Source organism: Zobellia roscoffensis, from assembly GCF_015330165.1.
Taxonomy (GTDB): Bacteria; Bacteroidota; Bacteroidia; order Flavobacteriales; family Flavobacteriaceae; genus Zobellia; species Zobellia roscoffensis.
Genome location: NZ_JADDXT010000002.1, coordinates 3,844,499 through 3,858,227 on the forward strand (window position 1 = coordinate 3,844,499; position 13,729 = coordinate 3,858,227).

At 35.2% G+C, this 13,729-nt stretch carries 14 protein-coding genes; 11 read left to right on the forward strand and 3 right to left on the reverse strand.

From position 1 onward, the window contains the following. Positions 1-22 precede the first annotated feature (22 nt). Both IWC72_RS15395 and IWC72_RS15400 read left to right on the forward strand, forming a co-directional pair. On the forward strand, positions 23-1,030 hold the full coding sequence (locus IWC72_RS15395; RefSeq protein WP_194530386.1) for a 4-hydroxyproline epimerase: 1,008 nt from the start codon (positions 23-25) through the stop codon (positions 1,028-1,030). 12 nt (positions 1,031-1,042) lie between these two features. Then, positions 1,043-2,296 carry an NAD(P)/FAD-dependent oxidoreductase gene (locus IWC72_RS15400; RefSeq protein WP_194527068.1) on the forward strand — a complete coding sequence of 418 codons (1,254 nt, stop codon included), beginning with the start codon at positions 1,043-1,045 and terminating at the stop codon, positions 2,294-2,296. Between the two features lie 12 nt (positions 2,297-2,308). On the opposite strand, the gene IWC72_RS15405 is transcribed toward IWC72_RS15400, so the two are convergent. Genes IWC72_RS15405 through IWC72_RS15415 form a run of 3 tightly spaced genes read right to left on the reverse strand, consistent with a single transcriptional unit; the run spans position 2,309 to position 3,917 of the window. Further along, positions 2,309-2,698, reverse strand: a complete 390-nt coding sequence (locus IWC72_RS15405; RefSeq protein WP_194530387.1) for a VOC family protein — start codon at positions 2,696-2,698, stop codon at positions 2,309-2,311. After that, entirely contained in the window at positions 2,695-3,273 is a 579-nt protein-coding gene (locus tag IWC72_RS15410; protein WP_194530388.1) for a GNAT family N-acetyltransferase, read from the reverse strand. The genes IWC72_RS15405 and IWC72_RS15410 overlap by 4 nt, the downstream gene beginning before the upstream one ends. Next, positions 3,270-3,917 carry an alpha/beta hydrolase gene (locus IWC72_RS15415; RefSeq protein ID WP_194530389.1) on the reverse strand — a complete coding sequence of 216 codons (648 nt, stop codon included), beginning with the start codon at positions 3,915-3,917 and terminating at the stop codon, positions 3,270-3,272. The genes IWC72_RS15410 and IWC72_RS15415 overlap by 4 nt, the downstream gene beginning before the upstream one ends. 73 nt (positions 3,918-3,990) lie before the next feature. Between IWC72_RS15415 and IWC72_RS15420 the strand changes: the two genes are divergently transcribed. The 9 genes from IWC72_RS15420 to IWC72_RS15460 all read left to right on the forward strand — a co-directional run bounded on the left by IWC72_RS15420 (position 3,991) and on the right by IWC72_RS15460 (position 13,728). After that, a complete protein-coding gene (locus IWC72_RS15420) occupies positions 3,991-4,416 on the forward strand; it encodes a PaaI family thioesterase (protein WP_194531181.1) in 426 nt (141 codons plus the stop codon). Further along, positions 4,416-5,531 carry a chorismate-binding protein gene (locus IWC72_RS15425; RefSeq protein WP_194530390.1) on the forward strand — a complete coding sequence of 372 codons (1,116 nt, stop codon included), beginning with the start codon at positions 4,416-4,418 and terminating at the stop codon, positions 5,529-5,531. Before IWC72_RS15420 ends, IWC72_RS15425 begins: the two co-directional genes overlap by 1 nt. A gap of 49 nt (positions 5,532-5,580) precedes the next feature. After that, complete coding sequence (gene menD, locus IWC72_RS15430) at positions 5,581-7,341, forward strand: 2-succinyl-5-enolpyruvyl-6-hydroxy-3-cyclohexene-1-carboxylic-acid synthase (protein WP_194530391.1); 1,761 nt, start codon at positions 5,581-5,583, stop codon at positions 7,339-7,341. 37 nt (positions 7,342-7,378) lie between these two features. Next, the gene (locus IWC72_RS15435) at positions 7,379-7,717 is read left to right on the forward strand and encodes a DUF2853 family protein (RefSeq protein ID WP_194527074.1); all 339 of its coding nucleotides are present in this window, start codon (positions 7,379-7,381) and stop codon (positions 7,715-7,717) included. 84 nt (positions 7,718-7,801) lie between these two features. Continuing rightward, entirely contained in the window at positions 7,802-8,632 is an 831-nt protein-coding gene (locus IWC72_RS15440) for a CvfB family protein (protein ID WP_194530392.1), read from the forward strand. 161 nt (positions 8,633-8,793) lie between these two features. After that, positions 8,794-9,393, forward strand: a complete 600-nt coding sequence (locus IWC72_RS15445) for an SPOR domain-containing protein (protein ID WP_194527076.1) — start codon at positions 8,794-8,796, stop codon at positions 9,391-9,393. Positions 9,394-9,395: 2 nt separating this feature from the next. Further along, the gene (gene menA / locus IWC72_RS15450) at positions 9,396-10,304 is read left to right on the forward strand and encodes a 1,4-dihydroxy-2-naphthoate octaprenyltransferase (protein ID WP_194530393.1); all 909 of its coding nucleotides are present in this window, start codon (positions 9,396-9,398) and stop codon (positions 10,302-10,304) included. Positions 10,305-10,338: 34 nt separating this feature from the next. Next, positions 10,339-11,091, forward strand: a complete 753-nt coding sequence (locus tag IWC72_RS15455) for a LytR/AlgR family response regulator transcription factor (RefSeq protein WP_194527078.1) — start codon at positions 10,339-10,341, stop codon at positions 11,089-11,091. 666 nt (positions 11,092-11,757) lie between these two features. Then, a complete protein-coding gene (locus IWC72_RS15460; RefSeq protein WP_194527079.1) occupies positions 11,758-13,728 on the forward strand; it encodes a sensor histidine kinase in 1,971 nt (656 codons plus the stop codon). Position 13,729: the final 1 nt, after the last annotated feature.

A 13,729-nucleotide genomic window follows, 5' to 3' on the forward strand; every position in this document is an offset into this window, starting at 1 on the left:
TTATTTAAGAAATAGTTGAGTTATGGCAACTAGCATTTTCAGATGTATTGATGCACACACTTGTGGAAACCCTGTTAGGGTAGTTGCTGAAGGCGGTCCAGAACTCAGAGGTTCATCTATGAGTGAAAAACGCCAGCATTTTCTAAAAGAATATGACTGGATAAGAAAAGGGCTCATGTTTGAACCGCGAGGTCATGATATGATGAGTGGGAGCATTTTTTATCCGCCTGCAAATCCTGAAAACGATTTTGGGATTCTTTTTATTGAAACGAGTGGGTGCTTGCCCATGTGCGGTCACGGAACTATAGGAGCGATAACCATAGGTATCGAAGAGGGCTTGTTAAGACCTAAAACTCCAGGGGAGATACGTATGGAAACTCCAGCTGGTTTAGTAAAAATCACTTATCAACAAACTGATAAAAAGGTAGATTGGGTAAAGTTAACAAACGTAAAATCTTATCTGGCAGCTACAGATTTAACTATAAAAAGCTCGGTTTTAGGTGAATTGATATTTGATGTTTCTTATGGAGGGAATTTTTATGCCATAATGGATCCACAAAAAAACTTCTCGGGAATTCAAGATTTTTCTGCAGGCAAGCTGGTGCAATTAAGTAAAGAAATTCGTGATAAAATAAATACTGAATATCCGGATACATTTATTCATCCGGATGATAAAACCATTAATGGCGTCAGTCATATTTTGTGGACAGGAAAAACTATTTCCCCAGAAGCAACTGCTAGAAATGCCGTTTTTTATGGGGATAAAGCAATTGATAGATCTCCCTGTGGCACAGGCACTTCTGCAAGAATGGCTCAATGGTACGCCAAAGGAAAGTTGAAAATAGGGGAAGCATTTGTTCATGAGAGCTTTATAGGTTCAAAATTTATCGGCCGTGTAGAGGAGGAGACCGTTTTGAATGGGATGACGGCAATCTACCCCAGTATTCAAGGGTGGGCCAAAATATACGGTCATAATACAATTACAATAGATGATGATGACCCTTACGCACATGGGTTTCAGGTGATATAATACAGAAGAGAATTGAGCAAGAAAATTATAATAATAGGAGGGGGAATCGTTGGCCTGAGTTCTGCTTACTTCCTCAGTAAAGAGGGACATGAGGTTACGGTTATTGATAAGTCCGATATGAGTACGGGTGCTTCATTCGTAAATGCGGGATATATCACGCCAAGTCATATAATTCCGTTGGCTTCGCCAGGAATGATTGCCAAAGGAATCAAAATGATGTTCAATTCAGCTAGCCCTTTTTATATGAAACCTAGATGGGACACTGATTTTTTTAAATGGTCTTGGTATTTTCACAAGTCTTCAACAAAAGAAAAAGTAACTAAGGCAATACCGGTCATCAAAGATATAAATACGTTAAGTCTTGAACTTTTTGAAGGCATAAAGACTTCCGGTGATTTAGGAGATTTTCAATTGGAGCGAAAGGGACTATTAATGCTTTACAAGACGGTGGAGGCTTATCGCCATGAGAAAGATGTAGCCAGTAAAGCTGCTTTTCTTGGTCTTGAAGTAAACGAATTGGATAAAAAGCAATTGGCCAGACTTGAACCAGAAGTAGCTATTGATGCAAAAGGGGCTATTCATTATGAGTGTGATGCGCATTCCACGCCCACCCAATTTATGCCAAAAATGATATCCTATCTAAAAAACGTTGGCGTGGATATACGAACCAACGAAGAGGTTTTGGATCTAAAGTTAAAAGGGAGGCACATTCAGGAGGTTTTCACTTCAAAATCTAATTATAAGACAGATGAAGTTGTCCTAGCGGCAGGTTCATGGAGTGGGGAAATAGCAAAAAAACTTCATCTTAATGTACCGTTACAAGGAGGAAAAGGATACAGTATTAATGTGGCGCGACCCACAGGGGTAACCATCCCGGCCATACTTATGGAGTCTAAAATGGCCGTAACACCAATGGAAGGTTTTACTCGTTTTGCCGGTACAATGGAATTTTCGGGAAACAACGATTTTATCCGCAAAGAAAGAGTGATTGCCATTGCCAATGGAGCAAAGAAGTATTATCCCAATATAGATATAAATGAAAATGAGATGGCCAATGTAAAAACGGGGTTGCGTCCCGTATCACCAGATGGCTTGCCTTACATTGGCAGGTCTTCCAAATGTGCAAACTTAACTTTTGCTACAGGGCATGCCATGATGGGGTGGAGTTTGGGGCCTGCTACAGGAAAGTTGGTATCTGAAGTGGTAGATGGTAGAAATATATCTATGAATATTGAACCTTTTTCCCCGGATAGAAGGTTTAAATAACTTTGGGATCGGTTATTTCTTTTCAATCAAATCCCAAAGATTACCGTATAAATCTTTAAAAACGACTACTGTACCATACGGTTCTTCGCGAGGATTTTCATTAAACTCAACACCATTGTCCTTCATTGTTTTATAATCACGCCAAAAATCATCTGTATGCAGGAACAGAAATACGCGTCCTCCGGTCTGGTTACCAATTGCCTTGCGCTGTTCGTCGTTTGTGGCTTCAGCTAATAAAAGCGAAAGCCCGTTAAGATTAAGCGGTGAAACCGTCACCCATCGTTTATTATCACCAAGCTCAATATTGTCAACTAGAGAAAAACCTAATTTATTAGTGTAGAAGTCTATTGCGTCATCATAGTTTTTGACGACTAAGGTAACCTGTGCTATAGCCTGATTCATATGTAGTTTTTAAAATTTGTTTGTTTAATTTCGGCCCATTCTTCTTTTAAAATACCATAACAACATGAGCTTCTTCTAAAGTCGCTTTTGGTGACAACGTTCTTTCTTAATATGCCTTCTAGGGTTGCCCCTAATTTCTCTACAGCCTTTCTAGAGCGTATATTTCGTTCATCAATTCTAAACTCAACCTTTTCAAATTCCATGTTTTCAAAAGCGTTGTTGAGCATCAAGAACTTCATTTGATGATTAAAACCAGTGCCACGAACAGCAGGTGCAATCCACGTCCATCCAATATGGAGCACCTTATTCTTTTCATCAATATGACCAAAGCGAGTACTTCCTACACATGTATTGGTTGATGTATTGTAAATAGCGAACGGTATGGCTTTTCCTTGTTTGGTTTCATCCAAAGCAGTCACTATGTAGGCTTCTAGTTTTTCTTGCGTAGAAACATCGTTAGATCCATATTGGTAAAGGTCTACTTGTTGAGCAACAGGCCAAAGCGCCTGGGTATGCTTTTTCTCTAAGGGGATTAATTTGACCATGTTTTTTTCTAGAATAATACTTTTTCTCATGAAATTAAATTCAGTATAAGTTCTTTTTTTATTTCATGGCCCCCTTCAAAGAAGATTTGCTCTGCTTTTTCATCAAATAAATCTATTATTTTTTTGGACTCGGATGTTCTTCTATCTTTAGTTAAATATTCATCGGTATCACCCACTAAAGTCGTGATTTTTGTTTGATTTTCCTTTAGGAAGTCAAAGTCTAAAGCAGTTAACTCATTGGGTATGCTCCCTGCATATAATACCAAGTGATTGCATTTTATTTTTCGTTTAGCAATCCATCTGGTAGCGATAGAAACGCCCTGTGAGTATCCAAATACAATAAAGTTACAATCTTCAGAAAAATTTTCTGCCGCAAGGACACCATCTAAATAGGCTAGGACATTTTGCGTTTCTTGCTGTGTAGCTTCTTTGGTAAGCCAGCTGGCCCCTACGTGTCTAAATTTGTTGTTTAAGTAGTATTTTGAAGGTGCTTGTGGAGCAATAATATAGTTATCCTCTGGAGGTAAATTATTAAAATATTTTAAAAAATACCGACTTAAATAACCAATACCATGCAATACAATCCAAACATTTTTAGTCTGGTCCGTAAGCTTATTGAGTGTGACATAGCTATTTGTAGAGGTGTAGGACACCGTGTTTTCAGAATAATCCATAGAATAAAAATCTCTATAAAAGTAATAGCTTTTATTGACGCCGTAATGCTTAATTTTGAAAAAAATAGTAGATATGGATGGCTACAAGGAAAAAATACTGAAGGTCTGCAACGAATCTTCAAAAAATACACTCATGGAAACCTTACAGATTGAATATGTAGATGTGGGCGAGGATTTTTTGATAGGAAAAATGCCGGTTAATTCCAGAGTTCATCAACCGGATGGCGTACTTCATGGTGGTGCAATGGTTGCCTTGGCAGAAAGTATTGGTAGCATGGCTTCCTATATTTTTCTTGATGCCCAACAATTTGCTATACGTGGTATTGAAATCTCTGCAAACCATGTAAAGAGTGTACGTGATGGAGCGGTTTTTGCTAAAGCCACTATTTTGCACAAAGGCAGAACTACTCAATTATGGGATATTAAGATTACAAATGAAGAAGGCAAATTGGTCTCGTTTTGCAAATTAACGACCATTGCATTACCAAAGAAAATTTAATGCCATTGGATTTTTTTCAAAAAATTGAATCTCAGTTAGAGAATAAATTACCCTTTGTAGCGTATCGTAAGCCCAACGAGGAAATGGTTAATACCATTTTTCAAAAGGACAATCAGTTACATCACTTACATGACTATACAGAAACGGGTTTCGTTTTTGCTCCTTTCGATTCAGATTCACCTGCCGTACTTTTAAAGCTAGATGAAGTTTTTAGTTCGACTGATTTATCTATTGTAACTAAAGAAATATTTCAAGAACATGCTGAAGAAGTTGATGTAGAACAAAAAAGTCTTCATTTAAATTTAGTAAAAAAAGGCATAGCCGAAATTAAAGCCGGTAGTTTTGATAAAGTTGTACTATCACGAAATATAGAAGTTGATTCCGAAACACCACCTCTGTCCTTATTCAAAACTTTGTTACATCAATATAAAAGAGCATTTTGCTACTTGTGGTACCACCCCAAAGTTGGCTTGTGGCTTGGGGCAACACCAGAGATTCTACTGACCATGCAGAATAGACAGTTAACCACTATGTCGTTGGCAGGAACTCAAAACTATGCGAATGATGAAAATCCGCAATGGGGAAATAAAGAACTAGAAGAGCAGCAATTGGTAACGAGATATATTCTTAATGCACTCAATGGTAAGATTTCAAATATGAAACAAACGCCAACGGAAACTGTCCAAGCAGGTAACTTATTGCATCTGCGTACTAAAATATCAGGAAATGTAAGGCAAGAAAATCTTAAAGCCATTATAGAGGCGTTACACCCAACACCTGCTGTTTGTGGAATGCCTAAACTAGAAACCAAGGCTTTTATTTTGGCTGAAGAAAAGTATAACCGCCAATTTTACACTGGGTTTTTAGGTGAATTGAATTTCAAGGAAGAAAGGAGTCGTAATAACCGCCCAAGAAATACAGAGAATAGTGTCTATCGGTCCATTTCTAAGAGCACAACACTTTTTGTCAACTTACGTTGTATGCAGGTAATTAATGATAAGATTAAAATCTATGTTGGTGGCGGAATCACTAAAGATTCGGATCCTGAAAAAGAATGGAAAGAAACGGTAGCTAAAAGCAAGACCATGCTTAAGGTAATAATAGCCACCGAGTAATTTTGACAAGATTCGTTTAAGACATACAACCGTTGTATTTTTGTAGTTCATGAGATATTCTAGCATACCTTCCGCCCAATTGGTAGTACAACACTGCAAGGCGAAAAAAATAAAAAACATAGTAATTTCGCCAGGATCGCGAAATGCCCCGTTAACCATAGATTTTAGTGAAGACCCTTATTTTAAATGCTTTAGTATAGTAGATGAGCGTAGTGCCGCTTTTTTTGCATTGGGTATAGCACAACAATTGCATGAACCCGTTGCCGTGGTATGTACATCCGGCAGTGCATTGCTTAATTACTATCCGGCTGTGGCCGAAGCTTTTTACAGTGGTATTCCGTTAGTGGTTATTTCTGCAGATCGTCCCATTTATAAAATTGATGTTGGTGATGGTCAGACTATTAGACAGGACAATGTTTTTGACCGGCATATAGGCTATTCGGCCAATTTAAAACAAGATGTTTCGCATGCGGTACAACGTGTTGAAAAATACAAACCGGAATGGCTGTCCAATGGGGATAATGAAACCGCACAACAAAGCATCAAGGATTATAACGATAAGGAGCTCAATACGGCTTTAAATGTGGCGCTTCAGGTGAAATTACCTATCCACATAAACATTCCTTTTGAAGAGCCGTTGTATGATACCATTACGGAACCTACATTAAAGGCATTGATTGTTCCTGTTCAAAATGTCAACGATACTGATGCCATAGACTATAAGAAATACGCTGATATTTGGAATACTTCCAATAAAAAGATGGTTCTTGTAGGGGTGAACCCTCCCAGTGCAGTAGTGCAAAAGTTCTTGGATGCATTGGCAACTGATCCTTCGGTTATAGTCATGACGGAAACTACTTCTAATCTCCATCATCCTAATTTTTTTGCAAGTATTGATAGTATTGTGGCTCCTATTGAAAAGAGTGTTGAGCCAAAAGAGTTATTCTGTAAACTTCAGCCACAGGTATTATTAACCTTTGGAGGCCTTGTGGTTTCTAAAAAAATAAAAGCATTTTTAAGGGATTACAAACCTGAACATCATTGGCATATAGATAAGCTTAAGGCGTTCAATACGTTTTTTTCGTTAACGCACCACTTCAAAACTGATGTGAATAATTTCTTTGGAAATCTTATGAAGTTTACTGTTCCCCAAAAAAGTGATTATTTCAAATATTGGAATAATAAGCGGTTGCAGTACGAAGCCAAGCGAGAGAATTACATAAATGAAATTGAGTTTTCAGATATGCTAGCTTTTGACAGAATTCTTAAATCTATTCCAAAAAACTACCAAGTTCAGTTGGCCAATAGTTCAACGGTACGTTACGCCCAACTATTCAACCTTGACCCTTCTTTAGGAATTTTTTGTAACCGAGGAACAAGTGGGATAGATGGAAGTACATCAACGGCTGTTGGTGCAGCATTTTATCGGGCAACTCCTACTTTATTGATTACAGGAGATATTAGTTTTTTCTATGATAGTAATGGTTTGTGGAACAATTATATTAGACCGGATTTTAGAATAATAGTTATTAATAATGATGGCGGAGGTATTTTTAGAATTTTACCAGGTCAAGAAGAGACCGATAATTTTGCTACATTTTTTGAAACTGCCCATGATAGAAATGTAGAACACTTAAGTACCCAGTTCGGGTTTGAATATGTAGTGGTAAATGAGCTAACTAGTCTGAACGACAGGCTCAAAGATTTTTATGCCTTGTCAGAAAAACCAAAAATTTTAGAAGTCCATACACCAAGATTTATGAACAACAAAATTTTGCTCGGTTATTTTGATTTTATATCTTCGAGGTAATTAATATAAACCATTAACATTTTCAACACTAACTATTATGAGTAAAAGAGACGATTTGATCGTAAAGTACGCTGAAGACATTAAGGATAAATTTGGAGAAGCTCCAGATATGGATCTTCTAACAAAAGTAACAGTGGGCCTAGGTCCAGCAATCTATAATATTGATGCTTCTAAGGTTTCTGGTTCTGACGAAAAAGAATTGGAAACTGTTAAGAAAAACTACTTGATGAAAAAATTAGGTATGGCTGACGATCCAAAATTGATGGAAGCTGTTAAATCTGTAGTAGAAAAGTACGGTTCTTCTAATAGAAATAAGCACAGAGCTGTAATATATTACATGCTTTGTAAGCACTTTAATAAAGCTTCTGTATACTAGAGAGACTTATAAAATGTAATTTTGACCGTCCGCTTTTTAGCGGACGGTTTTTTTATACCCAATTTTTAAAGTTACTTTTGCAATATGATCGAATTAGGAAATTATAATGAGTTAGAAGTGCTTAGAGACACTAGTGTTGGACTCTTTTTGGGTAGTAAAACCGGCACAGAAATTCTTTTGCCAAATAAGTATGTTCCAAAGGTTATAGATATTGGAGATACAATTAACGTATTTTGTTACCTAGATCATGAAGAAAGGCCTATAGCTACAACTTTGACGCCGAGTGTTATTAGAAATAAATTTGGTTTTCTACAAGTAGCAGAAGTAAATAAGATAGGAGCTTTTATGGACTGGGGTCTTGAGAAGCACTTATTAGTTCCTTTTAGTGAACAACGCGATAAAATGAAAGAAGGGCAGTGGTATGTAGTACGCTGTTATATGGACGAAGTTTCATTTCGATTAGTAGGCTCCAATAAAATAGATAAGTTCTTAAGCAATGATGAGCTTACGGTTCGTGAACGCCAGGAAGTAGAATTACTGTTTACAAGATTAACGGATTTAGGCTGGGAGGTAATAATCAATGACCAGCACAAGGGATTAGTGTATTCTAATGAGATATATAAACATGTTGCAGTTGGAGACAGAACTAAGGGGTATATCAAAAATATAAGACCTGATAATAAATTAGATATTTCTCTACAACCGTTAGGCGAAAAAGTACTTGAGCCTGCTGCAGAGGCAATATATAAGAAATTAATGGCGCATGGAGGATATTTAGCGCTTCACGATAAATCAGACCCAATACTTATTAAGAAAGAACTTCAAATGAGTAAGAAGACTTTCAAGAAAGGCGTGGGCACCTTATATAGGGAACGAAAGATTTTGATAAAGGAAGATGGTATACATGCTATCTAATTAAAAACGAGGCACTTTTCGATGAACGGTAAGTTTTTGACATCGCATATTATATTCTATACCACAGAATATGGTAATTTTGCAACATTCAGAGAGTGCATTTCATCGATCTTTCGGTATTTTGGTTAACTTTAACAGTGTAACCTAGAAAAAATAATTATATGCCATTTATAGAAGAAAGCGACTTACTAGAGTTGCACAAAGATATAGACAAGGCGCAGATTATAAATGAACGTCTTCTTGATCAAATTAAATTCAAGAATAAGGAGATAAGAAAGAAAAAGTTGCAGCGTAACTTACTTGCCGGTGTAACAGGATTATTTCTTATTGGAGCTTTGATTGTTTTTTCTTTTACTGCCGGAAGAAATGTTTCTAATAATTTTGAAAGCCCAAGTAATTTATTGGTTTCAATAGATAGTTTAGATGCTATAAAGTCTAGAATAGACAACTTAAAACAGCAGAATGAAGAACTAAGCTTGGTTCGTGAATTTTACTTGGCCAAGGAGTTTTTAGAAAAGGAGAAAATCTATTCTGTACAGATAAAATCATTTGTAGATAACAATATGACGCTTGCTTCAGAAGCACTTACCAATACCATATTTGTAAAAACAAACCCATTTTATTCATATTCCTTAGGTAATTTTGAAACATTAGAAGAAGCTCGAAAATTCCGTGAGCAGTTGGTAGACCTTGGTTTTCAAGATGCATTTGTAGCATCCTATAAAGAAGGAAAAAGAATACAGATAGAATCCCCTCAGTAATTTTGACAAATATTAAAGCTTGGATACGTGCGGCTAGGTTAAGAACTTTGCCATTGTCTGTTTCTGGTATAGTAGTAGGTACAGCTTTAGCTAACCTGTTTGGTTTTGAAGATACAGTAGTATTTGTTTTAGCACTGGCAACTACAATTGGTTTTCAGGTAACCTCCAATTTTGCCAATGATTATGGCGACGGAGTGAAAGGAACGGATAATGAAGATAGAATTGGGCCCAAAAGAGCACTCCAAAGCGGGAGCATTTCAAGAAAGGAATTAAAGGAAGGGATAATTTTTTCTATTCTAATAGATATTATACTAGTTATAGCATTAGTATATTTTGCATTTGGCTTTGAGGATATGATGTATCCTTTACTATTTTTAGTGTTAGGAGCAACAAGTATTTGGGCAGCCATAAAATACACAATAGGGTCTTCGGCATATGGCTATAGAGGTTTAGGAGACGTATTTGTTTTTCTTTTCTTTGGACTATTGGCTGTAATAGGATCTATGGTGCTTTATACAAAAGAACTTAATAGTATTGCAATATTACCAGCTGTTGCCATAGGTCTTTTAAGTGTAGGGGTTTTGAATCTTAATAATTTAAGAGATTATGAATCAGATAAGAAATCCAATAAAAACACTTTGATTGTCTTTATGGGTTTTAAAAAAGGAAAAATCTATCATAGTATATTAGTGATTGTTGCCTTTTTTAGTACACTGGTATTTTCCATAGTAAATTTAAAAGGTGGGCTATTTTTTTTACCTTTAATTGCTTTCATACCTGTTTTCTTTCATTTGAGAAGAGTGTATGCTACAGATAGATATGATCAAATAGATCCTGAGTTAAAGAAATTAGCATTAAGTACCTTCTTTTTGTCAGTACTGATTTACATCAGTTGTAATATTTTTTTGTAAATTTAGAATATGAACCTACTAAATAATAACCATTTTGGAACAACCAATTAGAATTCTAATCGTAGAGGACAATGTTATCATTGCAGATGATATGCAATCCATGCTAGAAGAAATAGGGTATGAGATTGTAGATAACGTTATTGTCTATGAGCAAGCCGAAGAAGTTTTAAAAACGCAACATGTTGATCTTGTTTTAATTGACATAATTTTAGCTTCTGACAAAACTGGGATTGACCTAGGTAAGCATATACGAGAGAATTATGATATTCCTTTTATTTTTGTAACATCAAACTCAGATAGGGCTACAGTAGAGAATGCTAAAACGGTAAAACCAAATGGATATTTAGTGAAACCTTTTGAACAGCAAGATCTTTATACCTCTATAGAAATTGCTCTTTCTAATTTTACAAGATCGGACAAATCTACTGCAGCTGTAGTGGAAAATGAAGAAGATGTTCCAATGTCCAATACTGTTTTAAAGGATTCTATTTTTGTAAAGAAACAACACCTATATTATCGTATACAGTTTAGTGATATTCGCTTTATTAAAGCGGATAATGTGTATTTAGAAGTGAATACGGTAGATAAGAAATTCTTGGTCCGCTCACCACTAAAGGATTATTTAGAGAAATTGCCGAAAAACAAATTTTACAGAGCCCATAAATCATATATCGTAAATGTTGATCATATAGATGCTATTAACTCTAAGGATATTATGATAAAAGACACGTTAATTCCTATTTCAAAAGATTTCAAGGAGTTTATTATTTCTGCAATGAATTCTTAGAAAATAAAATTATAAGATTTAAAAAAGGAGAGCATGAAAATGCTCTCCTTTTTTATTTTCCAAAAAATGGATTTCACCACAACTTTTAGGGGTTTCACAACATTATTTTTCATTTTCACAGATAATATAATAGTTTGGTCATGTGTTACAAGTGTAATATATCCAAAATAGATATACAATTTTTCATTTTCATATAGTGTTCTCGTAAAGGAGCCTTGTCTGCAAGATAAGGTTCCTTTTAGTTTGTAGGAATTGTAAGAATTTTTATTATTGATAATAGTTTTTGTCAACTGAAAAAAGAACACGTGGACCAATAAAAGAAATTACATTTCACAACAACTAAATAGGATTTCACAACAATAGTGTTAGGTTCTCTAGATGTTAATAGTATTTTTACTAATATAAAAATAGCTTAAGATGAGTATTTTAAATAGGTCTGAGGTACTTATTTTGTATAGTTCTCTAATTAGATTATTTTCTTACAGTCCTTTTTTTTAATTTTATAGATAAATGGGCTAAATAACCAATTAAATAGATTAGCTTAGATAAGCCATTAGCTTTATTAAAATGTTGTTTTTGTGTGTATTATGACGGGATGCCATAAGCTAATGTAAGAACTAAGTATAATCAGAACAAAATACTTTTTATTTTGTTCCATTTAGATATATGAACAACATTTACTATAAAAACACCATTTTTGTTTGGGCAGTTTTTTTTCTATCCTTAAGTATATTCGCTCAAGAAGAAGAAATTACTGAGGAAAACTTGTTTCAGCAGTTTCAAGATATTGAAACTCCAGAAGAGAAACTTAGCTTCTTTTTTAATTCCCAAGATCGTTATAGGGAGACTTCTACTTATGATTGGCTAGATTTGGTGAACCTCTACCTTAACGCTGCAATAAAAGATGATGAAACTTCAGAGATAGTACGTTATAAACTCATTCAGTCCAGAATTTATTATGATTTAGGCGACTATGATAAGAGTTTAGCTATTTCAAAAGAACTTTATGCCGAAAAAGAGGAATTAGATATTTATCTAAAATCCAAATTATTGGACACGATGGATGATAATTATGGGCAGTTGACCATGTATACTGAGCAAATTGAAATCCGCAAAGAACAAAAAGAACTTAAAATAAATGACAACGTAGCTTTTTATGATATCTACGCCAACTTAGGAATGTATAGAAAGGCAATGGAGCATTATATAGATAATGTTAAAAAGACCATTGAGGAGAATGATTTCTATGCCCAGGCTGAGTATTATAACAATTTGGGTGATTACCTTAGACTTGATGAATCTGCACCTACAGCTTTAAGTCACTATAAAAAAGCAAAAGGGTATATAGATGTCTTCATGAACCTTATTACCCGTAAAAAATCAGAAAAGGAGGTTGAAAGTGCAAATCTGTTAAAAGGTATAATCGAAGGTAATATTGGTAAATGCCATGTTGATTTAAAACAGTATAAAGAGGCTATTCCACATTTAGAAAGCGCAATAAATACGCTAAAAAAGTACAAAAGCAAAGAACTGTCTTCGGAGATAACGGAAAATAGTTTGGCTATTAGTGAGTGCTATCTTCAGTTGGAGGATTATGAAAAAGCAACTGATTTTTTAAGTGATAATTTAGAGACAAGTACAACTAAAAACTTGTTGCGTAAAAACAGATTGCTAGCCTTGTACTATGATAGAACCGAGGACTACAAAAACGCCGCTCTTTATCTAAAAAAGAACATTCGCGTACGGGATTCGATTTTAGATAATCAATCAGAGTTAAGAAAGCAGCAATTGGCCACGGTTATGGGGCAGGACCTTGCTGTTTCTCAAACCATGTTGGCGGAGCAAAAGTTAGCTTTAGAGAAGTCTCGTAATGATATGATGGCTAAAGATAGAAATATCAACTTAGTGCTTATCTCCTTATTATTTACCCTGGTAGGTTTTGCGGGATTGGTATATGCGTATCTAAAAAGTATTAAGAACCAACGTCTAATTGCTGAGCAAAAATATATTATAGAAAACTCTTTAGTAGAAAAAGATTCACTCTTAAAAGAGATTCACCACAGGGTAAAGAACAACCTACAGATGGTTTCTAGTTTGTTGAGTTTACAAACTAAAAACACAAGAAGTAAAGCGGCTATTGAAGCATTAGAAGAAGGAAAGAGTAGGGTTAAGGCAATGGCTTTGATTCATCAGAAATTGTATCAAAACGAAGACCTTTCGGTTATTGAAATGCAGAGTTATATTGAAAGTTTAATTAATAGTGTTCAATCCGTTTACAAAAAAGGCGGACACAATATTAATATTACCGTAGATGCTGAGGGGGTTGAGTTGGATATTGATAGAGCTATTCCATTTGGTCTTATGCTTAATGAGCTTGTTTCTAATTCGTTTAAATATGCTTTTCCGGAGAATGATGAAAACGGTAAGATTTACATTCACATTCGAAAAATTGGAGAGAAAGAGGGGTATTTTGAATACTCTGATAATGGTATAGGTCTGCCAGATGACACAGACGAAAGAGCTAATTCATCTATGGGTATTAGGTTAATGAATCGTTTGGCCAATCAATTGCAAACTACACTTAATATTGATAAAACTGCTGAAGACGGGGTTCGCTACTGGTTTAATTTTTGCTAAA

Excerpts from the sequence above, each read along its gene's own strand:
- IWC72_RS15405 (WP_194530387.1), bottom strand. The coding sequence starts at position 2,698 with ATGAATCAGGCTATAGCACAGGTTACCTTAGTCGTCAAAAACTATGAT.
- IWC72_RS15420 (WP_194531181.1), top strand. The coding sequence starts at position 3,991 with ATGGATGGCTACAAGGAAAAAATACTGAAGGTCTGCAACGAATCTTCA.
- IWC72_RS15425 (WP_194530390.1), top strand. The coding sequence starts at position 4,416 with ATGCCATTGGATTTTTTTCAAAAAATTGAATCTCAGTTAGAGAATAAA.
- IWC72_RS15410 (WP_194530388.1), bottom strand. The coding sequence starts at position 3,273 with ATGAGAAAAAGTATTATTCTAGAAAAAAACATGGTCAAATTAATCCCC.
- menD (WP_194530391.1), top strand. The coding sequence starts at position 5,581 with ATGAGATATTCTAGCATACCTTCCGCCCAATTGGTAGTACAACACTGC.
- IWC72_RS15395 (WP_194530386.1), top strand. The coding sequence starts at position 23 with ATGGCAACTAGCATTTTCAGATGTATTGATGCACACACTTGTGGAAAC.
- IWC72_RS15435 (WP_194527074.1), top strand. The coding sequence starts at position 7,379 with ATGAGTAAAAGAGACGATTTGATCGTAAAGTACGCTGAAGACATTAAG.
- IWC72_RS15440 (WP_194530392.1), top strand. The coding sequence starts at position 7,802 with ATGATCGAATTAGGAAATTATAATGAGTTAGAAGTGCTTAGAGACACT.
- IWC72_RS15445 (WP_194527076.1), top strand. The coding sequence starts at position 8,794 with ATGCCATTTATAGAAGAAAGCGACTTACTAGAGTTGCACAAAGATATA.
- IWC72_RS15460 (WP_194527079.1), top strand. The coding sequence starts at position 11,758 with ATGAACAACATTTACTATAAAAACACCATTTTTGTTTGGGCAGTTTTT.
- IWC72_RS15415 (WP_194530389.1), bottom strand. The coding sequence starts at position 3,917 with ATGGATTATTCTGAAAACACGGTGTCCTACACCTCTACAAATAGCTAT.